The sequence below is a fragment of the Corallococcus sp. AS-1-12 genome (assembly GCF_020036995.1).
Taxonomy (GTDB): domain Bacteria; phylum Myxococcota; class Myxococcia; order Myxococcales; family Myxococcaceae; genus Corallococcus.
Window position 1 is genome coordinate 73,981 of record NZ_JAIQDD010000001.1, and the last position, 24,080, is coordinate 98,060.

Sequence of the window (24,080 nt, forward strand, 5' to 3'; positions counted from 1 at the left end):
TGGGGCTCAGTCGTGGCCAGGGGACTGGCGTTCGGGGCCGGCCTGGAGCGTGCTCAGGCTTCCGGAGAGGAAGCCCTGGCGGCACGCCCGCCGTTGCAGCTTGCCGCTGGAGGTCTTGGGCAGGGTCCCCGGGCGCAGCAGCAGCACCTGGTGGACCTGGACTTCATGGGCGTCGGCGACGGCCTTGCGCACCGCCCGCACGATGTCGTCCAGCCGCTCCTCCGCGTCCGGGGTCGTGGAGGCCCGGACGCCCGGCGCGTGCCGGTCCAGCTCCGCCGCGACGAACAGCCGCTCCTCGCCGTCCACGTCCACCGGGAACGCCGCGCACGCGCCCTGGCGCACGGAGGGGTGGCTGCGCTCGACGGTCTCCTCGATGTCCTGGGGATAGTGATTGCGCCCGTGGAGGATGATGAGGTCCTTGAGCCGCCCGGTGACGAACACGGTCTGGTCCCGCAGGAAGCCCAGGTCGCCGGTGCGCAGGAAGGGGCCCGCCTCCGGCTCCCCGGCGAGCCGCGCCTGGAACGCGTGGGCGGTCTGCTCGGGCTCCTCCCAGTAGCCCTGCGCGACGCTGGGGCCGCGCACCCAGAGCTCTCCCACGCGCTCCGGGCCACAGGGGCGCCGGGTCTCCGGATCCACGGCGACGACGGTGAGGTCGGCCGGGGGCGTGCCGCAGCCCACGAGCCAGCGTGAGTCGTCCCCCGCCTCCGTGGCGTCGATGACCTCGTGGCGCTCCAGCGCCGCGGCCCGCACGCGGGCGTACACCGGCCCGGTGGCGGACTGTCCGCCGCTGACCTTGAGCGTCGCCTCGGCCAGCCCGTAGCAGGGGTAGAAGGCGCCGCGGCGGAACCCGGCGGCCGCGAACGCATCGGCGAAGCGCTCCAGGGTGTCCCGCCGCACGGGCTCCGCGCCGTTGTAGGCCACGCGCCAGCGCGACAGGTCCAGCGCCGCGCGCTGCTCGGGCGGGATGCGGCTGACGCAGAGCTCGTAGGCGAAGTTGGGGCCGCCGCTGTGGGTGGCGCGGTAGCGCGACAGGGCCTGGAGCCACCGCAGCGGGTGTTGCAGGAAGGCCAGCGGGGCCATGCCGTGGCTCACGAAGCCGCCGTAGAGCGGCTGCAGGATGCCGTCGATGAGCCCCATGTCGTGGAAGGCGGGCAGCCACGTCACCGCGACGCTGTCCTCGGTGTGCCCGAAGCCCGCGTGGATGGCCTCCAGGTTGTGCAGCAGGTTGCGGTGGCTCACCCTCACGCCCTTGGGCGCGGAGGTGGAGCCGGAGGTGTACTGGAGGAAGGCGAGCGATTCGCCGGAGACCGCGGGCGGCACCCAGGCCGACTCCGCCCCGGCGGGCAGCACGTCCGTGGCGCACCAGCGCGACACCGGGAGCTCGGGCGCGCGCGGGCGCAGGAACTGTTCGATCTCCCGCGAGGTCAGCACCACCGACGGCCGGGCGCTCGCCGCGATGGACAGCAGGCGCGGCAGCGTCCGCTTCAGGTTGCCTCGGCCGGGCGTGTACGCCGGCACGGCGATGAGGCCCGCGTACAGACACCCCATGAAGGCGGCGATGAAGTCCAACCCCGGAGGCTGGAGCAGCAGCGCGCGCTCCCCCACGGCGCTTCCCTGTTGCAGCACCGCGGCGATGGCCCGCGCCCGCTGGTCCAACTGCCCGAACGTCAGTGAGGCGTCTTCACGCTCTCCGTCCCGGAGGAAGGTGTGGACGACGCGGTCCGGCTGGCTCGCGGCCCGCAGGCGCCCGAGTTCAATCAGTGTCGCGGGCTGCTCGTCGGTGAAATGCGGAGGACGGACGCGAGTGGTTTCCATGGACGGACGTTCAAGACGTTCTGGGAGGAATTCAGTCCGGGGCGTGGGAGGCATTTGGAGTCGCCGCCTGGAATCCGGCCAATATGTCATATCGAGTTGTGTCCAGGTAAGGGGGCTTTCCCAGGAGAGGAATGGTGATAGTTTCCAGCCGCGAATCCGCCCTCGCGAGGACGACCGTCCGTGCAGTTTCCACAGATTGAACGCCGAGCAGGCCTGAGCGACCACGCCTTCGTCCGGGACTACCTCCGCCAGCGCAGGCCGGTGGTGGTCACGGACGCGATGCGCGACTGGGCCGCCCTGGGGAAGTGGACGCCCGACTACCTGAAGGGGTTGCTGGGGGACATGACCGTGTGCTTGCAGGGGGGCGGTTTCCAGGAGACGCGCCGGATGCGTTTCGCGGACTACGTCGACCTGCTGCCACGCTTTGAGTCCGGCGACGTGCCCGCGGGCGGGGAGGTGCCCTACCTGCGCTGGTCGGACGAGGACGGCGGGTTCACGGACGCGCTGTTCCGGTGCGTCCGGGATGACTGGGCGCGCCCCTCCTTCCTCCCCGCGCGCTTCTACCTGCACCCGCACGTGCTGCGCTCGGATCCCACGACGCTGCGCCATCCGGCGTCCGGCATCTACGTCTCCCCGAAGGGGGCGGTGACGAAGCTGCACGCGGACTCCGGGCTGACGAACGCCGTGCTGTGCCAGGTGCATGGCCGCAAGCAGTGCTTCCTCATCTCCCCGGATCAGGCGCCCCTCTTCCCGGACCTGAAGTCCCGCACGCCGGAGCGGTGGGACTCGCCACGGCTGCGGGAGGCCTACGCGGGTGCCCGCGTGGTGGAGACCGTCCTCGAACCGGGCGACATCCTGTTCATCCCGGGCTGCTGGCTGCATGAGGTGTACACGCTGAGCGCCAGCGTCTCGCTCACCTACAACTTCGCCCACGTCACGGAGGCGGCCCGGTACATGCCCTTCGCGGTGCATTACGTCGCGTCGGAGGCGGCGCGGCAGCTCTCCCCGCCCGCGCTGCGGCGGCCCGTGCTGCGGCTGCTGGAGGGGTATGCGCGGCTTGGGCGGAGGCTGAACCTCGAGGGCTTCTGACGCGCGGGAGGGAGCGGTGCTCCCGACCGGGCGCGGCCCGCCAACGCCATGCAGGGACCGATGACGCCATCCGGAGCCGCCGACAGGATGGAGGGCGGCGTACGCGTCTGGTCACGGCCCTTCCTGCTGTTCTGGCTGGGCCAGACGGTGACGCAGGCGGGGTCCGCCCTGACGCGCTTCTCCCTGGGCGTCTGGGTCTTCCAGCGCACCGGGTCGGCTTCCCAGTTCGGCCTCATCGTGCTGTTCGGCTCGCTGCCGGCGGTGCTCGTCATGCCCTTCACGGGCGCGCTGGTGGACCGGATGGACCGCCGCCGGGCGCTCATCCTCAGTGACGTGGGCGCCACGCTCTGCACCCTGGCGCTCGTGGCGCTGCTGTTCGTGGGGCGGCTGGACACCTGGCACATCTGGCTCATCGTCGCGGCCAACTCGCTGTGCGGTTCGCTGGGACAGCCGGCGCACTTCGCGCTCGTCACGCAGCTCGTCGCCCGGCAGGAGGCGGCGCGCGCGGACGGGATGTTGCAGATCAGCGACGCCCTCTGTGGGCTGGCGGCCCCCATCGTGGCCGGGCTGCTGGTGTCGACGGTGGGGTTGACGGGCGTGGTGGTCATCGACCTGGTGACCGCGCTGTTCGGGCTGTCCACGCTGGCCCGGCTGCGCGTCCCCCCGCGCCTCTTCGCGGGCGCGGAGGCGCCGCGCCAGGGCCTGCTGCGCGAGGCGGCGGAGGGCTGGGTGTACCTGCGTCAGCGGACCGGCCTGTTCGGCGTGCTGCTCGTCTGGGCCGCCCTCAGCTTCATCGTGGAGCTGGTGACGCTGGGCGTCTCTCCATTGGTGCTGTCGTTCGCGAGCCCCGTGGCGCTCGGCTCGACGCTCGCGGCCGGGGGCGCGGGCATCCTGACGGGCGCGCTGCTGATGAGCGCCTGGGGGGGCCCCCGGCGGCTGGTGGACGGCCTGCTGGGCGCTGCCTTCGTCGGGGGGCTCGCCATCAGCGCCATCGGGCTGTGGCGCTCGGTGCCGTGGATTGCTGGCGGCCTGTTCGTCAGTGGCCTGTGCCTGTCGTGGCTCTCCACCTGCGTGCAGGCCCTCTGGGCGCGGTGTGTCGCGCCCGGGGTTCGGGGCCGCGTGTACTCCGTGCGGGCCGTCATCCAGGGGCTCTGCGTGCCGGTGTGCGCGCTGCTCGCGGGCCCCCTGTCGGAGGGCGTCCTGCAGGGGCTGTGGCTGGGCGGCGGGCCCGGGGGACTGGGCCGGCTGCTGGGCGCGGGGCCGGGCCGGGGATTGTCATTGCTGTTCGTGCTGGGCGGCGTCTGCGCAATGGCAGTGGCGGTGACGGCCCTGCTCCATCCGCGCGTGCGGGCCGTGGAACTTGAAACCGGATTGCCAATGACAGACGGGCAGTCCCTTGGACATGGTAAAGGAAACCCATGACGCAGAACCTCCCTGTTGTCGAAGTCGCCAGCGATGGCGTCGAGTTTGGCGCGGCCTGGTGGAAGACGATGCTCTGCTCCGCGCTGCCCGTGGACACGGGGCCCCGGGGGCTCATCTACGCGGGAGCGCACATCGGTGAGCACGTGCCGCTCTTCTCGGCCGGCGGCTTCAAGCCCATCCTCGCCATCGAGCCGAACCCGGTCGCCTTCGCCCGGTTGCGGCAGGTGGCGCCCCGGTTCGAGGGGGTGGAGTGCGTGAACGTGGCGGTGGGGGACCGCGATGGCACGACGCCGTACTTCGCGGTGAGCGACGTGCCGACGCTGAACTCCACGCTGGAGCCGGACCGGGACTACTGGCTCAAGGTGGCCGGCCCGGAGCTGGTGGACCGCCACCCGGTGCAGCGCAGCGAGGTGCCGGCCGCGCGGCTGGACACGCTGCTCGCGGGCAAGGCGGAGGCGTTCAACACGCTCTACATCAACACCCAGGGCTCCGAATTGAAGGTGCTCCAGGGGGCCCGGCAGATCCTCCCCCACATCGAAGCCATCTTCACCGAGGTGAACTTCGTGCGCCGCTACGACGGCTGCGCCACCTTCGACGAGGTGGATGCCTACCTGAAGGCCGCGGGGTTCGGGCTCATCTACCTGTGGCGCTACCAGGACGGGCGCTACACCCACGGTGAGGCCATCTATTCGCGCTCCGCGGCGCAAGCGTTCAAGGAATACGCCTGAGCATCCGTTCGCGGGGCGTGCCTGGAAGCGGCGCCCCCTTCGAGGAAGGACGTCCATGCATCAGCCATTCGTGTCCGAGTCGCAGTTCGAGGCCATCCAGCAACTGCTGACCGAGGCGCGGGGGCGGTTCGCCCCGTCCGAGCTGGAGCGCTTCGAGCAGGCCCTGCTGGGCGCCGCGGGAGTGGTGCCCCGCCCCCAGCTCGCTCCGTTGCAGGATCCGGCGTTCTATTTCCCGGGGCTTACGGCGCGGCCCTGGCATGAGGCGTCCCGCTATCCCGCCGTCGCCGCCACCGTGGAGCTGCTGGAGTCGGCCGCGGCCGGGGTCCGGGAGGAGCTGCTGGCGGTGCTGGAGACGCGGCAGGGCTTCCAGCGCTTCCCGGAGGGAAACGAGGAGCGCGCGGACTGGAACGTCGTCTATCTCAAGGGCAACTCCCGCAAGGTGCTCCAGAATCGCGAGCTGTTCCCCAGGACGGCGCGGCTGGTGGATGCGATTCCGCGCTCCGGCGCGGGGAGCATGGCCATGCTGTCGGCGGTGAACCCGGGAGGGCACATCGAGCCGCACTGCGGGCCGATGAACGTCCGGCTGACGGTGCACCTGGGCCTCGTCATCCCGCCGGACTGCCGCTTCCGCGTGGGCTCGGAGTCGCGGACGTGGCAGCCCGGCCGGTGCCTGGTGTTCGACGAGAGCTTCGAACACGAGGTCTGGAACGACAGCACGCAGACGCGCTTCGTGCTGCTGGCGGACCTGTGGCATCCGGAGCTCACCGACGTGGAGATCGAGCTGCTGGAGCGCTGCGATGTCATCCTCGGCAAGAGCGGGGCGGTGGACCAGATGGTGGACGCGGCGCAGGGCCGGCTCGACGGGCAGAAGTGGTGGGCGTAGTGGCCGGGCCCGGAGGATCGGAGGCGGGGACGGCGCGCCGGGGCGTGGCGCTCTTCCTCGGCGTGCTGGGGCTGCTCCTGGCCGCGTGCATGGCGGCGCTGCTGCGCACGCAGGGGCTGTTGGAGGAGCATCTCGGCCTGGCCCTGGCGTTCATGTGGACGCCGGCCGTGGCGTCGGTCGTGGCCCGGCTGGCCCTGCGCGAGGGCTTCCAGGACGTGTCGTTCCGCCTGGGCGGCGCGCAAGGACGCCGGGCCGTGCTGGTGGCGTGGCTGCTGCCGGCGCTGGCCTCGGGGCTCGCCTATGGCGTGGCGTGGGGGGCCGGGCTGGTGGCCTTCTCACCGCCGACGCTCCGCGACTTCGGGCTGGAGGGGCTCCCCCCACTGGCCCGGTTCGGCGTGCTGCTCGCCATCAACCTCACCGGGGGACTGCTCATCTCGGCGGTGACCGCGACGGGGGAGGAGCTGGGCTGGCGCGGCTACCTGCTGACGCGGCTGGTGGCGGCGGGGGTGCGCTACCCGGTGCTGTGGAGCGGGCTCATCTGGTGGGCCTGGCACCTGCCGCTCCTGGTGAGCGGTCGCTACCGGGTGGGGCCGGAGCCCTGGCTGTCGCCGGTGTTGTTCCTGATCCCCATCCTGGCGGCGTCCTACGTGATGGCGCGGCTGCGTCTCACCACCGGGAGCGTCTGGCCGGCCGTCATGCTGCACTCCAGCTCCAACGCGGTGGTGCAGGCCGCGTTCGACGCCTCGTCCGGTGATGCCTCGCTCTGGGTGGGCGAGTCCGGCCTCCTGGTCTGCCTGACGAGCCTCCTGGGAGCGGCGCTCATCGCGCGGTGGTGGGCGCCGCGGCAACCGGCGGGCGTCACACCGCGTCCCGCGCCTGGACCCTGAGCTCGCCTCCTCGGAGCTCCGAATCCATTTATCACCGGCGCCGGGGTCCATTATCAGGTGCGGCGCACCCTTCATCCCAGACTGGTATGCGCCCCATCGTGCTTCGTTCCCCGGGTCCTGACCGCCGCTCACTGTTCCACCTCCGAAGCCTTCCGGCGCTCGTGCTGGTGGTGGCCGCCTTGATGGCGGGCGCCTGCGGCTCGTCGGAAGCGCCCGTGGACCCCTCTCCGACGCCGCCTCGTGACGCGGGGGTGGACGCGGGGACGGGAACCTCGGATGGCGGCTCGGACGCGGGGGCGCAGGAGCAGGACGCTGGCACCGGGGAGCCGGATGCAGGGGGGCCGCCTCCCGCGTTCACCCTGTCGACGGCCTCCGAGCAGACGGTGCGTTTCAATCCTTCGACTTCGACCGCGTTCGCGGTCCAGGTCGACCGGGATGCGGCCTTCACTGGAGCAGTCTCACTCTCGGTGGAGGGGCTGCCTCCCCACGTGCGCACCACCCAGGCGCTGCCGGTGATCATCCCCGAGGGAGCGACCTCGACGCCGCTGGGCTACATCCCGGACGAGTTCGCGGCCTATGGCCGGTTCTCCCTCAAGCTCGTGGGGGAGGGGGGCGGCACGCGTGTGGAGTTCCCCGTCACGCTGGAGGTGCAGCCCGGATCGGCCGCGCTGGACAGTGCCTTTGGGACGGAAGGCGTGGCGACGGTGGAGCTCGGCCTTCCCGCGGTGAAGATCAACGGCATGGCCGAGCAGGCGGACGGCAAGTGGATCCTCGTGGGGTCCACCGGTGCCACGGGCCAGCGGGACGTGCTGGTGGCGCGGCTGCTCGCGGATGGGACGCCGGACGCCACGTTCGGCACGCAGGGCGTGGTGGTCAGCGACATCTGCGGGGGCGATGACTACGTGGACGCCGTCGCCGTGCAGTCGGATGGCCGCATCGTCGTCGTGGGTGGGGCCATCGCCGGCACGAACACCTGCTCGGGGACGAAGTATCAGAGCGTGCTGCTGGCGAGGTTCACGTCGGCAGGCGTCCTGGACACCACGTTCGGTGGCACGGGCGTGCGCACGCTCCAGATCTCCACGGGCATCTCCACCCTGCACTCGGTCACCGTGGACGCCAACGGCAACATCGTCGGTGCGGGCACCGTGGAGAACGACGGCCTGGACCTGCTGGTGGTCCGCCTGACACCGGCCGGGGTCCCGGACACGACCTTCAGCGCGGACGGCGTGGCGAGCATGGACGTGGGCCGCGAGGATGACGGCCTGTGCGTCGCAGCCGAGCCCGACGGCAAGGTCGTGGTGGCGGGGACCTCCACGGGGAGCCTGGACACGCTGGTCGTGCGCCGCTTCAACGCCAACGGCACCGCGGACAACAGCTTCCGCTACCTGGCGGCGTTCAGCTCGCCGGACCTCACGCCGCGAACGCTGCGGCGGCTGCCGAACGGGAGCTGGTTGGTGGGCGGGAAGGCGGTGTTCTCCGACGGCGACACCCAGGCCATGGTGGCGCGGCTGACCGCGAGCGCGGGACAGGACACGTCCTTCGGCCGCGAGGGCTACACCTACTTCACGGCGGGATTCACGGGCGTGCGGGACACGGTCGTGGGCACGGGCGTGCTGGCGGATGGAACCCTCGCGGTCGCCACCTGGAGTCAGGACGCGAAGGGCGCATCCGGAGTGGGAGTCGTCCACCTGTCCCCGAACGGCGCGAGCATCCTCCGCTCGCACCGGACGGACCTGCCCGGTGACGAGCAGCCCACGGCCGCGCTGCTGGACGCGCAGGGCTTCCTGCGCGTCGCCGGGACGCGAGTCCCGGCGGGCAAGAGCGAAGCCGTGCCGTTCGTGACCCGCTTCCACCCGTACTGACGGCGGAGGTCCGCGGTTCCTCAGGCGGTCTCCAGCACGATGCGCTGGCTGACCTCCCTGCACACGGACTGCGCCTGCTGCACGGTGTCCGCGTAGGCGAGCACATAGCCCGCGCGGTCCTCCGACTTCAGGGCCTGGCGGATGGTGGCGCCCAGCTCCACCGCCAGCGAGATGTCCACCACCCCCGGCAGCCGCTTCAGCGCCAGCGCGCCGTTGATGCGCTTGAGCTTGCCGGGGGGCGGGGTGAAGTACTGGATGGCCGCGCCGCCCCGGGGCACCGGATCCGCCTCCAGGGGCTTCAGCGTCCCCATGGCCCACTGGAGCGTCATGTCCAGCAGGTCATGCCCCGTGGTCAGCCGGACCAGGTCCCACAGGCGATCACCGCCCAGCCGCGTGTGCGTCTCCACGATGCGCGGGCCGCGCGACGTGTACTTCAGCTCCGTGTGCGAGGGGCCGTCCTTCAGCCCGAGCACGTCCAGGAAGCTCCGGATGAAGTCGCGCACCTCGCGGTCCCGCTCCGGGCTCATCGGCGCGGGGACCTGGTGCGCGACCTCCAGGAACGCGCTGCCGTTGGGGTCCGTGCTCTTCGTCTCCTCGTTGATGCCCAGGATGACGTGGCGCCCCGCGAAGGAGAAGCACTCCACGGAGTACTCGGGGCCGTCCAGGTACTCCTCGGCGATCCACGACGCGCGGCCGTTCAGCACGCCCTCCAGGTCCGCGGCGGAGCGCACGAGCCGCACGTCGATGCTGCCCACGCCGTCCACGGGCTTCAGGATGAACGGATAGCCCTGGCGCTCGGCGAACGCGACGGCCTCCTCCCGCGTCTTCACCGGGGCCCACTGCACGGGGGAGAACCCGCCGGAGTCGAGCACCCGCCGCATGGCCGGCTTGTCGCGCGTCTTCTCCACCAGCTCCAGCGGCGTCCCGGGCAGCCCCAGCGCGTCGTTGATGCGCGCGCAGGTGATGAGCGCCTCTTCCGCGACGGTGACGGCGCTCACGAACGGCGTCACCGCGTGCGCGGCCTTCAGCATGGGGATGAGCGCCGGGTCGTCGTAGCTCATGAGGAGGACCCGGTCGGACTGCCGGTTCACGTGGTCATCGGACAGGCCCGGCTGCTGGATGATCAACGGCCGCAGGCCCAGTTGCCATGCCCGCTCCGTGATGAACTGCCTCGCGCCCAGAAGGATGAGGTTCGCCGCCATGGTTCATGCACTCCTTGCAGTGACGTCCACCGCGCGGCTCCGCGCGTGACGGATGAAGGCCTGGCGTCCCTCCTCGGAGACGACGAACGCCCACCCCAGCTTGCCTCCACTGGTGATGTTCACCACCTTCGAAGTGCGGCTGCCGCGCACCAGGAAGCCGTTGGGCTTTCCGCCATACGAGTAGAAGCCCAGCACCAGCCGGTACTCCGCCGGGGCGGAGTCGCCCGCCGCGCGCAGCCGGACGGTCTCCGCCTCCACGACGCGCTGGCAGATCCACCGCTCGATGCCCGGCTCGCGCAGCTTCTGCTCCAGCACGTCCGCGGGCCAGTCCGTCCCCATCAGCACGCCGCTGCCGCCGTAGGAGCTGCTGTCGTCGATCTTGAACACCCACCCGGCCCTGTCGCGCAGCGCGTCCGCCAGGTTCTCCTCGGACAGGGAGAAGGCGTGGGGCAGGTACCTCCGGATGGCGGCCACCTCGTCGTCGCTGAACAGCGCGTGGTGGCCCGGCTCGCACAGCAGCGCGAGGAACCGCTTGCTCATCCGCAGCTCCGGCTCGAAGCCGTTGGTGAGCACCGCGCCGCTGGCCCAGAGCTTCTCCAGGAACACGAAGCCGTCCGTCACCTCCTCGTAGGTGAACATGCGGTGGATGAGCGTGCGCTCGCCCTCCTCACGCGTCAGCCAGGCCGCCGGGTAGCTCACCTCGTCGAGGATGTGGACCGGCACGCCCGGGTTCAGCTCCTCCAGGTACCGCTTCAGATAATCCTGACGGGGGTACCCCAAACCCGAGTGCCCCCTGGAGTCGAGGATCACCACCCGGCGCAGGTCCCGCTCGCGGCACGTCTCCGCGTACAGCACGGCGAGGTCCTTCAGCGGGCTGTTCATCAACCCGGCCGTGGGATGGCCCAGCGCCTCCGTGGCCGCGCGGGAGCCCTCGTAGGCCTCGCCTCCGCCCACGCCGGGGAAGATGTTGAACTCGCAGAAGAAGTAGCCCTGCCGCGTCGGCACGACGTCCATCCGGCCAATCGTCGCGTCGCCGTGGCGCAGGTTGTCCCAGTGGATGAAGTCCACGAGCCGCCGGGGCATCCGCAACAGGTCCAACAGGCCCTCCCGCGAGCGCGTGTCGATGAGGTGGCCGATGAGCTTCAACTGCGCGGAGAGCAGGTGGCGGCACGCGCGGCTCAGCTCCTGGAACTCCGCTTCACTGAAGAGGAGCGGGTGCGCGAACTGGCTCTTCTCGTACATGGGAGAGTCCAGGTCGTGGATGGCGGCGATCGTGCTCGCGTGCGCCCGGGCATCCCGCTCGGGCGACCATCCTTCCTCCACGGCGTCGAGGAACGCTTCGTTGAATGCACCGATCATGGGTGGGCCTCAGGAGCGTCCGGCGTCGGTGACGCCGAACAGCGCGTTCATCTTCTGGAGGGAGAAGGCCTTGTAGACGACGGGCTCGTACTTCGCGGGCGTGTCCTTGCAGAACTTGGGGAAGCACTCGATGAGCGCGTCGTCGTTGGCGAGCTTGAAGAACGCCAGGGATTGACGCTCGCCTCCGGACAGGACGACCCGGTGTGGCGTGGACACGTATTCGTCGTTGGACCAGCGGGCCATCAGGTCCCCGATGTTGACGATGAGGTGATCCCTCCGCTCCAGCGTGGGCGTGATCCACGAACCCCCGCGCTCCTTCACCTGGATGCCGGGGCCCGTCTGCGCCAGGACCGTCAACAGCGTCCCGTCCGTGTGCTCGCCCATGCCCTGGTCGTTGGTCAGCTCCGCGCTGAGCTGGGGGTAGAGCAGGGAGCGCAGCGAGTCGGTGGACGCGGAGGTCTTCTTCGCGAAGAAGTCCCGGGGCAGGTCCAGCGCGATGCTGAACAGCTCCGTGAGCCGGGCCGTCAGCGCCTCGCACTCCCGGAAGTACGCCTTGAGCGCCGCGCGCAGCCGCTGGCCCTCCGCGTCCTCGCTGAACGGCAGGCTCGCGCTGTCGTCCTCGATGAGCCGGCCCACGCTGAACTTCTCCACGTAGTCGCTGGGGAGCCCCTTGCGGCCCATGTACGCGAAGGCGTTCTCCTCCAGCATGCCGCTGTAGCCGTAGGGCGTGTAGTCGTCCGCGGCCATGGTGAAGCCGGACTTCAACCGGCACCGGTTCTTCGCCTCCAGCGGCAGGCGGAAGAACGCCCGCGACAGGGCATATGCGTCCTCGAAGACCGAGGGGGCGATGCCGTGGCCGCTCAGGGTGAAGAAGCCCACCTGCTTGCAGGCCCGGTCGATCTCGAACGCCGCGCGGCGCTCGGCTTCGGACCCTGGCGTCGCGGACGTCAAATCGATTCGGGGCAACTCCTTCATCATGTGCTCCTCCAGGTTCAATGGCTCAGCTCGCGTTCACGCAGCACGTGCGCGACCGTGAGGACGTCCAGGAAGGCGTGTCCCGTCGAGCTGAAGACGGTGCGGCCCGAGCGCAGGGGACCGCTGTCCCTCCGCACGAGCTGCCCCAGGGTGATGGCGTTGGCGTGCACCGGCCCGGCCTCCGCGAGCGCCGTGGCCAGGTCCTCGACGATCACCGTCAAGGTGCGCAGCAGTTCGAGCGGAACCTCCCGGGCCTCCACGGTGTGCCCGCCCATGCAGTTGATGTGCACGCTGGGGGAGAGGCCCTCGAAGCGCCCCAGCGGTGTCTTCGACGACGTCGCGGTGCCGATGACATCCGCGCCCCGGATGGCCTCCTCCAGCGACGCACAGGCGACGACGTGCACGGCCTCGCCCAGGGACGCGCGCAGCTCCGCGGCGAACGCGCCGCACCGGGCGGGGTTCCGCGCCCACAGCCGCACCTCCTGGATGGGCCGGACCGCGCGGACCGCCAGCACCTGTTGCCGGGCCTGCGCCCCGGTGCCGGCCACCGCCAGCGTCCGGGCATCCGTGCGCGCGCAGAAGTCCGTGACGAGCGCGGACACGGCGGCGCACTTGAGCTCCGTCACCGCCGCGCCATCGAGCAGCGCGAGCAGCTCTCCCGTGCGCGCGGAGAACGCCGCCACCACGCCGTTCATGGTGGGCAGCGGGTCCGTGGCGGACCGCTCGAAGAGGGTCGCCACCTTGTTGATGTAGAGGCCCAGGTGCTCCGACACGGCCGGCATCGACACGAACGCGGCGTGCCGGGAGGAGGAGGGGACGGCGACGCGCAGCGGGACCTGCATGCGCTCATGCAGGCCCGCCGTGAGCGCCGCCTCCAGCTCGCGCACGAGCCGGGACAGGTTCCCGTGCGCGGTGACGACCTCATGTGAAAGGAAGGCAGCCATCGCGCGCGCTCCTCCGCCTACAGCGTCGCGAGGACTTCCTTCAGGTGGCCGATGAACGCCTGGACCTGCTCCGTGGGCAGGTCGCCGCGCAGCATCAGCCGGATGCCCGCCTTCCCCACGGGCACGATGGGGAAGAAGACCGCGGAGCAGTAGAAGCCTCGCTTGTAGAGCTCGCGCGAGAGCTTCACGGCCTTGTCCTGCTCGCCCACCTCCACGACCTTGATGTGCAGGCCGTCTCCGCGCTGCTCGGTCTGGATGTGCTCGTCGAACAGGGCGATGTTGCGGCGGAGCTGCTCCTGCCGCTTCGCCAGCTCCGGGCTGCGGTGCACCTTGATGCTCCCCATGGAGGTGCCGATGGCCGCCGTCCGAAGGCTCTGGGACCAGCCCATGGGGCCGGTCCGGTAGAGGAAGTCGTAGTGCTTGCGGGAGCCGAGCATCGCGATGCCGCCCGTGCTGCCGAACGCCTTGGCGATGGAGGCGATGATCAGCGTGCGGTCGTTCATCTCGCGCAGCCGCGAGCGGATGTAGCCCTCGCCGTTCTTCCCCTGCGTGGAGAGCGAGTGCGAGTCGTCGATGTAGAGGAAGAGGCCGTACTTCTCCTGGAGCGTGAGCAGCGCCTGGAGGTCCGTGACGCCGCCCGTGGAGTAGACGCCGTCGCACACGTACGCCACGCGCGGATACTTCCGGCAGACGTCCTCCAGGTAGTTCATGTCGTTGTGCGGGCAGTTCAGCACCCGCGTCTCGTCCGCGACGATGGGCTTCACGAACGCCATGGAGAAGTGCGCGAACTTGTCGAACACCATCACCAGGGGCTCGCTGTCCGTCAGGTGGCCCGACCCGAGCACCGGCAGGATGGCCGCCGTGAGCGCGCTGGAGGTGACGGCGGGCAGCACGGGCCCGCCGAAGAGGTCCGCGAGCTGCTCCTCCAGCTCCTCCATCAGGCCCAGCCGGATGCGGAACTCCGCCATCGACAGGCCGGTGATGCCCGCGCGCTTCAGCGCGTCGATGCCGCCTTGGAGGACGTCCGGGTGGCTGTTGAGCCCCAGGTAGGAGCAGGAGCACAGGTTGGCGAACTCGTGCCCGGTGTCCACCTCGCGCAGCCGGTTCTGGCCGTCCACCGCCTCCACGCGGATGTTGAGCATGTTCGACTCCCGGGCCACGGCCCAGGCGCTCTCGCTGGCGGGGATCATCTTCTGGTTGTTGCGGTGAATGTGGGGACCCATCACCGCGTCGCTGGGCGTCGTCACTTCCGCGCTCCTGTCTTGTCGATCACGAACTGGCCGATGCGCCGGAGGGCTTCACGGCCGCTGGTGAGGCGGTGGAAGTGCAGGTGCCAGACGTGGACCATGTCGGGCCACTCCTCGAACGTGACGTCCACGCCCTGGGCGTGGGCCTTCTTCGCCATCGCCTGCGAGTCGCTGAAGAGCAGCTCCCGCTCGCCCACCTGGATGAGCAGCGGCGGGAAGCCGGTGAGGTCCGCGTGGATGGGTGAAATCGTGGGCTGCCGCGCGTCCTGTCCGTTGAGGTAGTGCCGGGCGACCTCCTCCACCACCTTGCGCTGGACGAGCGCGTCCGCCTTCTCGCGCGTCTCGTAGCTCTCACCCTGGATGCCCAGGTTGAACCACGACGAGATGCACACCAGCGCGCCCGCGAGCGGGAGCCCCTTGGCCCGCGCATTGACCTGCATGGAGACCACCAGGCCGCCACCGGCGGAGTCACCCGCGATGGAGATGTGGCCATGCTTGAACCCCCGCTCCAGCAGCCAGCGGTACGCGCTGGTCGCGTCGTCCAGCGCGGCCGGGTAGGGGTGCTCCGGTGCCCGGCGGTAGTCGAGCTGGAGCACCCGGCAGCGCGCCTGCCGAGCCATCTCCGCGGCCATGTGCCCATGGCTCACGAGCGAGCCGAACACGAACCCGCCGCCGTGCAGGAAGAGCAGGGCGCGGTCCTGATCGCACTCCGGCGGCGTGAGCCACTGGGCACGGATGCCGTTGACGTGGATGGGCTCCACCCCGATGTCCGAGGCGATGGGGAGCCCGAGCGAATCGTAGTGGACCCGCGCCGCTTCGTACCCGTCCGGCCAGGGCCGCGCGTCCAGGTACGCGAGCAGGTCCTTCATCTCCGCCGCGTTGCGCTCCGCGTGCTGTCGCGAGGTCATGCCCGCACCTCGATGATGTTCGGGTACGGGTTGAGCTCGCCCTGGACGAAGCGGGTGATGTTGGCGTCGTCCTTGTGGTTTGTCGCCTTCTCCAGCGACAGGCCGTAGTAGTCGTACCAGCGCTTGAGGTCGTCGGTGCCCGCGACCTGGTACTCGACGTGGCGGATGGGGCGCCTGGCGGCCTTGCTCGCGTCGGTGAGGGACGGCTGGGTGGCCGCGTGCGCGAGCCCGCCCACCACCTCGTTGTGGAGGACGATCATCACGATGTCGTTCTCCAGGTCGAGCTTCAGCGCGAACGAGTAGTCGCGCAGGATCTCCTCGGAGAACTCCGCCTTCACGGCGACGTTGTAGTTGTTGGGGATGTTCTCGATGAGCTCTCGCGGGTCCAGGCCCTTGTCCTGGCAGAACCGGCGCGTGTCGCAGATCATCGGCATGCCGCCGCTGATGTTCTGGTTGGGGCCGTAGAGGTTCGCGATGAACGGCGTCGCCGAGTCGAAGTGGACGCACTTCGTGGTGACGAACTCGCGGCTCTCCGTGTGGTCGCTGTTGGGCGTGAAGTTCCGGTTCTTGTTGAACCCGTCCACGTCCATCTTCGCCACCCGGTCGTAGGCGACGGGCGTGGGGCTGTAGCGGGCCAGGTCGAAGCGCGGCGCGATCGCCCGGAAGATGCCCTCCAGGTAGTCGCGGGCCAGCGCGGCACCGGACTCCGTGTGGATGTCCAGCCCGCGATCCGCGAGCAGCTTGTTCACGCCGAACACCACCGCGAAGCCGTTCTTCTTCTCCACGGCCTCCACCACGGCGTCGAGCAGCGCACCGGCCGGAGCCGCCGAGCGGCCTTCACCCAGGTCCGCCGGGAAGGTGGAGACATTGATGAACGAATCCTTGAGACGGCTCGGATCGAGTCTTTTCATGGGCTGTCCAGGGGATGAGGGGAATGGGGCGGCAGCCAATGCCTGGATGGCGGGCCGCGATGTCTGACTTGATATACAGATGCGAAAGTCTGGCGTCAATCCACCCTGGGTTTGGCTGGATGATAGGGATTGTGGATGGTGCGCGCCGCTTGAAAACATATCAGCCGCTCCCGGGCTCCGGAACGACGCTCCCAGGAGGGCGGTCGCGCTCTCTCGACGAGACCCCTTGAATACGTTGGGTAGGATCGCGCTGGCGCCGTCTCATGTCGGCCTGGGTGTATGTGATTTGGCTGGTCGTGGACGCATCCGGATCATGGCTTTACATTGATTGGCAATGCGGAAGGTCAATCTGGATGGGATCGCGCCGGTGGCGATCTCTGGTTTTGCGTTTGCGTTGCCTGGCGCTCGCACCCTCGATGAGCTGGCGGAGGTGCTTCAAGGGGGGAAGACGACGTATGGCCAGTGGCCGGAGGAGCGCATTCCCCGGGGGCTGTATCTGGATCCTTCAGCGGCCGTGGGCGCGGCCCGGACGTCCACGTTGCTGGGGGGCGTCGTGGAGGACGCCTCCCCGCGGCCGTGGGTGGTGGAGACGGCGCACCGGGCCCTGGCTTCGGCGGGGCTGGCTCCTGGCTCGCTGGGTGGGCAGCCCGTCCCGGTGTTCCTGGCGCACTCACGCGGTGGCGGCCACGGGCTCTACGACGCCGCGGTGCTGGCCGTGGCGGGGCAGCTCCAGCCGTATCTGGTGCACGGCGCGCATCCGAATGAGTTCTCCCATCAGGAGCTGACGGACCTCACCCGGAAGGTGCGCCAGTCGCTCCGGGAGTCGTTCGGACCGGACTTCGTGGAGGCCCCGAGGGAGCGCGCCACGCACCGGCTCGCGAGCGCCATCGCGGAGGCGCTGGGCACGACGGAGAAGGCGCTGCTCGTGGATGGGAACTGCACCGGCGGTCTGGCCGCGATTGAACTGGCGGCGCGGGAGCTCGCGAAGGGAGCGCCGTGGGCCATCGCGGGGGCGCTGTCCTACGTCGACACGGTGAACCAGGTCCTCTATTCGAACTCACGCCTCCTGTCGTCCGAGGGCTGCTTTCCGTTCGCCCAGAAGGGGAACGGCACGGTCATCTCCGACGGCGTGGTGCTGCTGGTGCTCACGAGCCTGGAGCGGGCGACGCAGGAGCGGCTCCCCGTCCACGGAGTGATCCGCGGCATCGGAGGGGCGAACGACGGCGCGGCCGAGGCGTACATGCTGGTCCCGAACCCGCGTGGCCACGGGCTGGCGGTGGGGCGTGCGCTCGAGCAGGCAGGCGTGGAGCCTCGGGAGCTGGGAGTGATCCTCGCGCACGGGACAGGGACGCGGGCCGGTGACGCCGTGGAGGCGAAGGTCTTTGATCGCGCGCTGAAGGCGCATGGGGAGGAGGCCCGACCCACGTCGCCGGTGCCGGTGATGTCGATCAAGGGGAACCTGGGGCACGCGAAGGAGGCCTCGGGGCTGGCGAACCTGGTCGCGCTGCTCGCCCTGTTCGAGTCCGGGGCCATACCGGGGCCGGTGCATGGGGACAAGCCCCGGAGCCTGCTCGAACCGGGAGGGCTCATCGAGGTCGAGAAGACCGCCCGGTCGTGGCCCGCGGGCGAGCAGCCGCGCATGGGAGGTGTGAGCGCCATCGCGAGCGGAGGCCAGAACTACCACGCGGTGGTGGAGGACCGTCCTTCTCCCGCGCGAGCCCAGGCGCTGCTGCGAGGCACGCGGAGGCGTAGCGGGAGGAGCGACGAACCCATCGCCATCGTCGGGATGGCCGGTGCGTTCGCGGACGCGCCCGACCTGGGCGCGCTGTGGAGGAACCTGCTCCATGGCCGCAGGGCCTTCCGGCGGCTGCCGTTCGGGTTCGGGGCGCCGTTGGACCTGGATGCGTCCCGATTCACGGGCAACGCCAGCCAGTACGACGAACGACCGGCCGACATCCTCCGGCATGATCCGCTCCACTACCTGCTGGTGGACCTGACGCGCAGCGCGGCGGCGAAGGTCTCCATTGAGCGGGGGAGCAACATCCCGGTGGTCGTCTCCGCGGAGCACTGCAGCGAATACGGACTGCGTCAGGTGGCCGCTGCGCGCCTGCCGGAGATCGAGGAACACCTTCAGCGCGTGCTGCGCGAGACGGGCAAGGACCCCAAGGGCGTGGCGCGGACCGTGCGTGCGGCGATGAAGCGCCTGTCGAACGACCTGCCGGAGCTGTGGGCCGGCAGCCTGTTCAACCTGTCGCCCAGCTTCATGGCGGCGAGGATCGCCCGAGCGTTCGATCTGACCGGCCCGACGTGCGCCATCGAAGCAGGAGGCGCGGCGGCCTCCATGGGCGGTCTGGACGTCGCATGCGGCCGGTTGTCGTCGCGTGAAGCGGACGCGGTGTTCTGGGCGACCGCGGAGATGCGACTTGGAGTCACGCGCATGGCCGACGAAGGCGCGATGGGGCTCCTGTCCCAGCGGGACACACCGACCGCGTTCGACGCGGCCGCCGATGGGTATCTGCCAGGAGAAGGCGCCACGGTGTGCCTGCTGAGACGCTTGTCGGACGCGCGGGAGCGGGGGGAGCCGGTGCTCGGGATCATCCGTGCGGTGGGGAGCGCGTACGGAACGCCCGAGGACCACGGTCTCGTCTCCGAGCCCGCGATGAGCCTGGCCATCCGGCGCGCCTGGTCCCGGTGTGACGTGTCGGCGGACGCGCTCGCCTTCGTGGAGTGCTTCGGAAGTGGGCATGCCGCCAGCGACCGCGCGGAGCTCGCGGCCCTGGGGCGGACGCTCGGCGCAGCGCGAGCCCGGCCGCTCCCGCTGGGAGCCGTCATGCCGAACATCGGCCACACCGGTGCGGCCGCGGGAGCCGCGAGCCTGATGAAGGCACTGTTCACGCTGGCCGCGAAGCGGGCACCGGCAACCCTGGGCGTGACGGCTCCGCTCGCCGGAGCGGCCGACAATCTGCGCGTCCTCACGGCGCCACAAGAGCTGGAGGATGCGCGCTTCGCGGCCGTCAACGCAGCGGGAAGCGGAGGCACCCACTACCACGTCGTGCTCGAAGCCGGGCCCGACCTCCAGGTGTCAGGAACATGATCCTCCACCCGGACGCAGAGCAGAGCGCTCCCTGCATCAAGGCTTGGGGCGCTGCATGGGACTCTCTGGAGACAGTGCGTTCCGCGCAGGGCATGACGCGGTTCATGGGAGGCCGGTCGTGAACGGGCACCCCAATGAGGCGCAAGAGAACAGCGCTTCCCGGCCAGGGCATGGGTCGAATCCTGGGGCGCCGGCCGCGCACGGTGCGCACCTCGATGCACCGGAGGACGTCCTGGCGCTGTTGTCTCAGGAACTTCATGCACGCATCCCGATGACGAAGTTCCTCGGAATCCACTTCGAGTCGTTCGAGCCTGGGCGCATCGTGCTCGTGGCTCCACTGGGGCCTTCGCTCAACCACCGGGGCACGGCCTTCGGTCCGGGGGTGTTCACCTCTGCGGGGCTCGCGCCATGGCTGCTGCTGGTACGAGCGGCGTGGGCGGAGCGGCTCGCCGTGCAGATCCTCCTTCGCCGCTGCGAGTTCGCCATCCATCGGCCCATCACCCGCGACTACCGGGCCCGCTGTGACACGCTGCCCGCGTTGGAGGCCGACACGCTTCGTCAGGGAGGCAAGGTGCGGCTCACGGCGACGTCGCAGGTCTTCATCGACGAAGGCGAGCCCGCCGCGACCTACACGGCGCACTTCACGTTGCTGGGCCAGCCTGCTTCCTCCACCGGAGGAGAAGGCGACCTGGCGTTGCCCTTTCCGGAGGCGTGGCGGACGTGATCTACCGAAAGCTGGGCGGCATCGACGTCTCGGTCTTCGCGCTGGGGGCTGCCAACTTCGGAGGCATCGGGAGCTCCCGGAAGCTGCTGGGCCAGGGAGAGACCGAAGCCGAAGCGCACGCGCTCCTGGATCGCGCGGTGGCGCTGGGGATCAACCTCATCGACACGGCGGGCACCTACGCGGACGGAGCCAGCGAGGCCATCATCGGCGCGTGGTTGGCGTCACGCGGCGCAGCGACGCGGGACCGGGTGCTCATCTCTTCCAAGGTGGGACTTCGTGGCGGGCTCGCGCGGAAGCACGTGTTCGCGGAGGTGGACCGGTCGCTCGCACGGCTCCGCGTCGACACGCTCGACTTCTACCTGGCGCACGTGCCGGACCCCGCCACGTCGTGGGACGACGTCCTGGACACCTTCCAGGCGCTCGTGAGGGCAGGCAAGGTCCGCCGCTTCGGCTTGTCGAACGTGACCGCGAGCGACCTCTGGCGCTGCGCCGCTCCGCGCTCAGGCGGCCCGGTGGGGTTCGGCTGGGTCCAGAACCGCTTCAACCTGCTCGAACAGGATGACGCGCACAACGGCGTGCTGGAGGCCTGCGCGAAGCTGGGGCTCCAGTACACACCCTATTCACCGCTGGCGGGTGGCCTGCTGAGCGGCAGGTACGCCATCGCGGGTGCCATCCCGGAAGGCACGCGCATCGGACAGCGCAGGGACCTCTACGCGAAGGCGTGGACTCCGGAGAACGCGGCCCGCGTCGAACAGCTCAAGGCGAAGGCCGCCGCCCACGCGCTGTCACCGTCGGGCCTGGCCACGTGGTGGTTGGTGCACTGTCCCTTCGTGACGTCGATCCTCGTCGGCGCGCGCAGCCCGGATCAGCTCGAACAACTGGTGACCGAGACGTCGAGCCTGCCCGCGAACGACGACCTCTGGCGAAGCCTCGCGGCCCCTTCCACCCAGGAGTGACGACATGCGAGCGATTGTCTGCGGGACGTGGGGCGGGCCCGAACAGCTCACCCTCGCGGAGGTCCCCGAGCCCGTTCCGAAGCCCGACGAGGTGAAGATCGACGTGCACGCCTGCAGCGTGAACTTCGCCGACCTCCTCATGATTGGAGGCACCTATCAGACCCGGCCCTCACTGCCCTTCGTCCCAGGGCTGGAGGCCGCCGGCACCATCGCCAGCGCCCCCGAAGGCTCGGGCTTCCAGCCCGGAGACCGCGTCGTGGCCATCCTGTGGCACGGAGGCTATGCCGAGCAGGCAGTGGCCTCCGTGAGGGAGACCTTCCTGCTGCCAGCAGGCGTCTCCTTCGACGTCGCCGCCGCGCTGACCAGCGCCTACGTGAGCACCGCCCTGGCGCTGATCCGCGTCGCCCACCTGAAGCCGTCGGAGGTGCTCCTCGTGCTGGGCGCCAGCGGAGGCGTGGGGCTCGCGGCGGTGCAACTGGGCAAGGCGCTGGGGGCCACCGTCATCGCGGTCGCGAGCACGCCGGACAAGCTCGCCATCGCGCGTGAAGCGGGCGCGGACCACGTCATCAGTCACGCCGCCGGAGACTGGAAGGAGCAGGTCCTCGCAGTCGCCGGAGCCTCCGGGGTGAGCGTCTGCTTCGATCCGGTCGGTGGCCCGCTCTTCGACCCGGCGCTCTCGACGCTGGGGTGGGGTGGCCGCTACGTGCTCGTGGGCTTCGCCGCGGGACAGGTCCCGAAGATCCCCGCCAACCGGCTGCTCGTGAAGCACCGCGCGGTGCTGGGGTCGTCGCTGCGCTACTTCCGCTACCACGACCCGGCGGCGCTCCGCGAAACCCTGGAGCAGCTCTTCGCCTGGTATGCGCAGGGCCGCATCCTCCCGCGCATCACCGCGCGCCTCCCCCTGGAGCGGACCGCTGACGGCCTGCGCACCCTCGCGGAGCGACGCGCCATCGGCAAGGTCGTGGTCCACGTCCGCGAGGACCAGGACGCACCGCGCGACACCCGGTGACTCGCGGAGGCAAGAGCCGGGACCTTCCGCCCGGCGCTCCGTGCGCCGCCCGTCGCTACGTGAACGAGCGGGGCAGCCCCAGGACGTGCTGGCTGATGTACGACAGGGCCATGTTCCGGCTCACGGGCGCGTTGATGAACAGGCGCACCTCACGGAACTTGCGCTCCACGTCGTACTCCTCGGCGAAGCCATAGCCCCCGTAGGTGTCCATGCAGGCATTGGCGGCCTCCCAGGCGGCTTCGGCGGCCAGATACTTCGCCATGTTCGCTTCGGCTCCGCAGGGCTGGTGGCTGTCGAACAGCGTCGCGGCCTGCTCCGTCAGCAGCGACGCGGCCGTGAGCGCCGTGTGCGCCTTCGCGATGGGGAACTGCACGCCCTGGTTTGCCCCGATGGGCTTGCCGAACACGACGCGCTCCTGCGCATAGGTGACGGCCTTCTCGATGAACCAGCGGCCATCACCGATGGCCTCCGACGCGACGAGCACCCGCTCCGCGTTCATGCCATCCAGGATGTATGAGAAGCCCTTGCCCTCTTCGCCAATCAACCCCTCGACGGGCACTTCGACGTTCTCGAAGAACAGCGCGTTCGTCGCATGGTTGAGCATGGTCCGGATGGGCCGGACCTCCAGCCCCTGCGTCTTCCGCAGGTCGAGCAGGAACACGCTCATCCCGTCCGTCTTCTTGCGCACGTCCGCGCGGGGCGTCGTCCGGGCGAGCAGGAGCATCAGGTCGGACTGGAGCACGCGCGAGATGAAGATCTTCTGCCCGTTCACGACGTAGCGGTCCCCGCGCCGGACCGCCGTCGTCTCGATGGCGGTGGTGTCCGAGCCCGAGTTCGGCTCCGTCACCGCGAACGCCTGGAGCCGCAGCCGGCCCGCGGCGATCTCCGGCAGATACCGCTGCTTCTGCTCGGCGGACCCGTGTCTGAGGAGCACGTTCATCACATACATCTGCGCATGACACGCGGACGCATTCCCGCCGAAGTGGTTGATCTCCCCCAGCACGACCGCCGCTTCGCGCAGGCCCAGCCCCGCGCCGCCGTACTCGGCCGGGATGAGCGCGGCCAGCAGGCCGGCCTCCGTGAGGGCCTGGACGAAGGCGTGAGGGTATTCACGCTCCGCGTCGAGGGTGCGCCAGTACTTCGGGGGGAAGCGGTTGCACAGGGCACGCACGGACGCGCGGATCGCGTCCCGGGTCTCGGTGGAATCCATGCGCGAAGGATGTCCGTCCCCCCTTGCTGACTCCAGGACAGGGCGGGTCCGGGCCCGCGCACCGCGCGAGTCCACCCCCGGGGTCCGTTGGAGTAGAGTCTGCGGTTCCATGGAGCGGAACGGCGCGGCGGCGATCATCATTGGCAACGAGGTCCTCACCGCGAAGGTGAAGGACGAGAACGGCCCCCACCTCATCCAGCGGCTGCGGGAGCTGGGCATTCCCCTCGTCTCGGTGGAGACCATCCTGGACGACGTGGACGCCATCGTGGACGCGGTGTCCCGCGCCCGGCGCAAGGCCCGCTACGTCTTCACCAGCGGAGGCATTGGCCCCACCCACGACGACGTCACGGTGCGCGCGGTGGCGCTCGCGCTGGGCCGGCCCGTGGTGCGCCTGCCGGAGATGGTGTCGGCCATCCAGGCCCGCGCCGGCACGTCGCCGGTGACGCCAGAGTCCCTGCGCCTGGCGGACGCTCCCGAGGGCGCGGTGCTCCTGGCCCAGCCGGGCATGTGGTTCCCCGTGCTGACGGTGGGGGACATGTTCCTGCTGCCGGGGGTGCCGCAGCTCTTCCGGCTGCAACTGGAGACGGTGCTCTCACGGCTGAGCGGCACGCCGGTGCACCTGATCAACCTGTACTTCAACCTGGGCGAGAGCGCCCTGGCCGCCGTGCTGGACCGCGTGGCGCTGGACATGCCCCACGTGGCCATCGGCTCCTATCCGGTGTTCGACGCGGCCATGGACTACCGCGTGAAGGTGACGGTGGAGGCCACCGAGCGGGCCCACGTGGACGACGCCGTGGGCCGGCTGCTCGCGGGGTTCCCGGCGGACGCGCTGGTCCGCCGGGAGTAACGCGCCGG

At 70.3% G+C, this 24,080-nt stretch carries 20 protein-coding genes; 11 read left to right on the forward strand and 9 right to left on the reverse strand.

Going from position 1 to position 24,080, the window contains the following annotated elements:
* Positions 1-6: 6 nt before the first annotated feature.
* Entirely contained in the window at positions 7-1,815 is a 1,809-nt protein-coding gene (locus tag K8556_RS00215) for a fatty acyl-AMP ligase (protein ID WP_223738003.1), read from the reverse strand.
* 180 nt (positions 1,816-1,995) lie between these two features.
* Between K8556_RS00215 and K8556_RS00220 the strand changes: the two genes are divergently transcribed.
* The 6 genes from K8556_RS00220 (at position 1,996) to K8556_RS00245 (ending at position 8,686) form a co-directional block, all read left to right on the forward strand.
* Positions 1,996-2,904 carry a cupin-like domain-containing protein gene (locus K8556_RS00220; protein ID WP_223738004.1) on the forward strand — a complete coding sequence of 303 codons (909 nt, stop codon included), beginning with the start codon at positions 1,996-1,998 and terminating at the stop codon, positions 2,902-2,904.
* Positions 2,905-2,991: 87 nt separating this feature from the next.
* Positions 2,992-4,326, forward strand: coding sequence for an MFS transporter (locus tag K8556_RS00225; RefSeq protein ID WP_223738005.1), 1,335 nt, complete (start codon positions 2,992-2,994; stop codon positions 4,324-4,326).
* Complete coding sequence (locus tag K8556_RS00230) at positions 4,323-5,054, forward strand: FkbM family methyltransferase (RefSeq protein WP_223738006.1); 732 nt, start codon at positions 4,323-4,325, stop codon at positions 5,052-5,054. The genes K8556_RS00225 and K8556_RS00230 overlap by 4 nt, the downstream gene beginning before the upstream one ends.
* A gap of 55 nt (positions 5,055-5,109) precedes the next feature.
* Positions 5,110-5,937: an aspartyl/asparaginyl beta-hydroxylase domain-containing protein gene (locus K8556_RS00235; protein WP_223738007.1), complete on the forward strand. Its 828-nt coding sequence runs from the start codon at positions 5,110-5,112 to the stop codon at positions 5,935-5,937.
* Positions 5,938-5,981: 44 nt separating this feature from the next.
* A complete protein-coding gene (locus K8556_RS00240; protein ID WP_223738008.1) occupies positions 5,982-6,824 on the forward strand; it encodes a CPBP family intramembrane glutamic endopeptidase in 843 nt (280 codons plus the stop codon).
* A 215-nt stretch (positions 6,825-7,039) separates the two neighbouring features.
* Positions 7,040-8,686, forward strand: coding sequence for a delta-60 repeat domain-containing protein (locus K8556_RS00245; protein ID WP_223738009.1), 1,647 nt, complete (start codon positions 7,040-7,042; stop codon positions 8,684-8,686).
* A 20-nt stretch (positions 8,687-8,706) separates the two neighbouring features.
* Here K8556_RS00245 and K8556_RS00250 read toward each other — a convergent pair whose 3' ends face one another.
* The 7 genes from K8556_RS00250 to K8556_RS00280 are packed head-to-tail and all read right to left on the reverse strand — an operon-like array spanning position 8,707 to position 16,232.
* The gene (locus K8556_RS00250) at positions 8,707-9,888 is read right to left on the reverse strand and encodes an ATP-grasp domain-containing protein (protein ID WP_223738010.1); all 1,182 of its coding nucleotides are present in this window, start codon (positions 9,886-9,888) and stop codon (positions 8,707-8,709) included.
* 3 nt (positions 9,889-9,891) lie between these two features.
* Entirely contained in the window at positions 9,892-11,247 is a 1,356-nt protein-coding gene (locus K8556_RS00255) for a hypothetical protein (RefSeq protein ID WP_223738011.1), read from the reverse strand.
* Between the two features lie 9 nt (positions 11,248-11,256).
* Entirely contained in the window at positions 11,257-12,225 is a 969-nt protein-coding gene (locus tag K8556_RS00260; RefSeq protein ID WP_223738012.1) for an isopenicillin N synthase family oxygenase, read from the reverse strand.
* 14 nt (positions 12,226-12,239) lie between these two features.
* On the reverse strand, positions 12,240-13,166 hold the full coding sequence (locus K8556_RS00265) for an ornithine cyclodeaminase family protein (RefSeq protein ID WP_223738013.1): 927 nt from the start codon (positions 13,164-13,166) through the stop codon (positions 12,240-12,242).
* Positions 13,167-13,183: 17 nt separating this feature from the next.
* A complete protein-coding gene (locus K8556_RS00270; RefSeq protein WP_223738014.1) occupies positions 13,184-14,413 on the reverse strand; it encodes an aminotransferase class I/II-fold pyridoxal phosphate-dependent enzyme in 1,230 nt (409 codons plus the stop codon).
* Complete coding sequence (locus K8556_RS00275; RefSeq protein WP_223738015.1) at positions 14,410-15,321, reverse strand: alpha/beta hydrolase; 912 nt, start codon at positions 15,319-15,321, stop codon at positions 14,410-14,412. The genes K8556_RS00270 and K8556_RS00275 overlap by 4 nt, the downstream gene beginning before the upstream one ends.
* Positions 15,318-16,232, reverse strand: a complete 915-nt coding sequence (locus K8556_RS00280) for a hypothetical protein (protein ID WP_223738016.1) — start codon at positions 16,230-16,232, stop codon at positions 15,318-15,320. The genes K8556_RS00275 and K8556_RS00280 overlap by 4 nt, the downstream gene beginning before the upstream one ends.
* 334 nt (positions 16,233-16,566) lie before the next feature.
* Here K8556_RS00280 and K8556_RS00285 point away from each other — a divergent pair, with 334 nt between their 5' ends.
* From K8556_RS00285 to K8556_RS00300, 4 genes are read left to right on the forward strand one after another with little or no spacing between them, the layout of a single operon-like run.
* Positions 16,567-19,326: a polyketide synthase gene (locus K8556_RS00285; RefSeq protein WP_223738017.1), complete on the forward strand. Its 2,760-nt coding sequence runs from the start codon at positions 16,567-16,569 to the stop codon at positions 19,324-19,326.
* A gap of 55 nt (positions 19,327-19,381) precedes the next feature.
* Positions 19,382-20,050, forward strand: coding sequence for a YiiD C-terminal domain-containing protein (locus K8556_RS00290; protein WP_223738018.1), 669 nt, complete (start codon positions 19,382-19,384; stop codon positions 20,048-20,050).
* Positions 20,047-21,006: an aldo/keto reductase gene (locus K8556_RS00295; protein WP_223738019.1), complete on the forward strand. Its 960-nt coding sequence runs from the start codon at positions 20,047-20,049 to the stop codon at positions 21,004-21,006. Before K8556_RS00290 ends, K8556_RS00295 begins: the two co-directional genes overlap by 4 nt.
* 4 nt (positions 21,007-21,010) lie before the next feature.
* Positions 21,011-22,015, forward strand: coding sequence for an NADPH:quinone oxidoreductase family protein (locus K8556_RS00300; protein ID WP_223738020.1), 1,005 nt, complete (start codon positions 21,011-21,013; stop codon positions 22,013-22,015).
* A gap of 55 nt (positions 22,016-22,070) precedes the next feature.
* Here the strand turns inward: K8556_RS00300 and K8556_RS00305 are convergent, their stop codons facing one another.
* Positions 22,071-23,225 (reverse strand): acyl-CoA dehydrogenase family protein, encoded by a 1,155-nt coding sequence (locus K8556_RS00305; protein ID WP_223738021.1) that lies wholly within the window; start codon positions 23,223-23,225, stop codon positions 22,071-22,073.
* A gap of 109 nt (positions 23,226-23,334) precedes the next feature.
* Between K8556_RS00305 and K8556_RS00310 the strand changes: the two genes are divergently transcribed.
* The gene (locus K8556_RS00310) at positions 23,335-24,072 is read left to right on the forward strand and encodes a molybdopterin-binding protein (RefSeq protein WP_223738022.1); all 738 of its coding nucleotides are present in this window, start codon (positions 23,335-23,337) and stop codon (positions 24,070-24,072) included.
* Positions 24,073-24,080 lie beyond the last annotated feature (8 nt).

What these genes read in the sequence shown, in the direction of transcription:
- K8556_RS00235 (WP_223738007.1), top strand. Translation starts at nt 5,110, where the DNA reads ATGCATCAGCCATTCGTGTCCGAGTCGCAGTTCGAGGCCATCCAGCAA.
- K8556_RS00305 (WP_223738021.1), bottom strand. Translation starts at nt 23,225, where the DNA reads ATGGATTCCACCGAGACCCGGGACGCGATCCGCGCGTCCGTGCGTGCC.
- K8556_RS00255 (WP_223738011.1), bottom strand. Translation starts at nt 11,247, where the DNA reads ATGATCGGTGCATTCAACGAAGCGTTCCTCGACGCCGTGGAGGAAGGA.
- K8556_RS00225 (WP_223738005.1), top strand. Translation starts at nt 2,992, where the DNA reads ATGGAGGGCGGCGTACGCGTCTGGTCACGGCCCTTCCTGCTGTTCTGG.
- K8556_RS00260 (WP_223738012.1), bottom strand. Translation starts at nt 12,225, where the DNA reads ATGATGAAGGAGTTGCCCCGAATCGATTTGACGTCCGCGACGCCAGGG.
- K8556_RS00230 (WP_223738006.1), top strand. Translation starts at nt 4,323, where the DNA reads ATGACGCAGAACCTCCCTGTTGTCGAAGTCGCCAGCGATGGCGTCGAG.
- K8556_RS00290 (WP_223738018.1), top strand. Translation starts at nt 19,382, where the DNA reads ATGGGACTCTCTGGAGACAGTGCGTTCCGCGCAGGGCATGACGCGGTT.
- K8556_RS00300 (WP_223738020.1), top strand. Translation starts at nt 21,011, where the DNA reads ATGCGAGCGATTGTCTGCGGGACGTGGGGCGGGCCCGAACAGCTCACC.
- K8556_RS00280 (WP_223738016.1), bottom strand. Translation starts at nt 16,232, where the DNA reads ATGAAAAGACTCGATCCGAGCCGTCTCAAGGATTCGTTCATCAATGTC.
- K8556_RS00265 (WP_223738013.1), bottom strand. Translation starts at nt 13,166, where the DNA reads ATGGCTGCCTTCCTTTCACATGAGGTCGTCACCGCGCACGGGAACCTG.
- K8556_RS00215 (WP_223738003.1), bottom strand. Translation starts at nt 1,815, where the DNA reads ATGGAAACCACTCGCGTCCGTCCTCCGCATTTCACCGACGAGCAGCCC.
- K8556_RS00250 (WP_223738010.1), bottom strand. Translation starts at nt 9,888, where the DNA reads ATGGCGGCGAACCTCATCCTTCTGGGCGCGAGGCAGTTCATCACGGAG.
- K8556_RS00275 (WP_223738015.1), bottom strand. Translation starts at nt 15,321, where the DNA reads ATGACCTCGCGACAGCACGCGGAGCGCAACGCGGCGGAGATGAAGGAC.
- K8556_RS00310 (WP_223738022.1), top strand. Translation starts at nt 23,335, where the DNA reads ATGGAGCGGAACGGCGCGGCGGCGATCATCATTGGCAACGAGGTCCTC.
- K8556_RS00285 (WP_223738017.1), top strand. Translation starts at nt 16,567, where the DNA reads ATGCGGAAGGTCAATCTGGATGGGATCGCGCCGGTGGCGATCTCTGGT.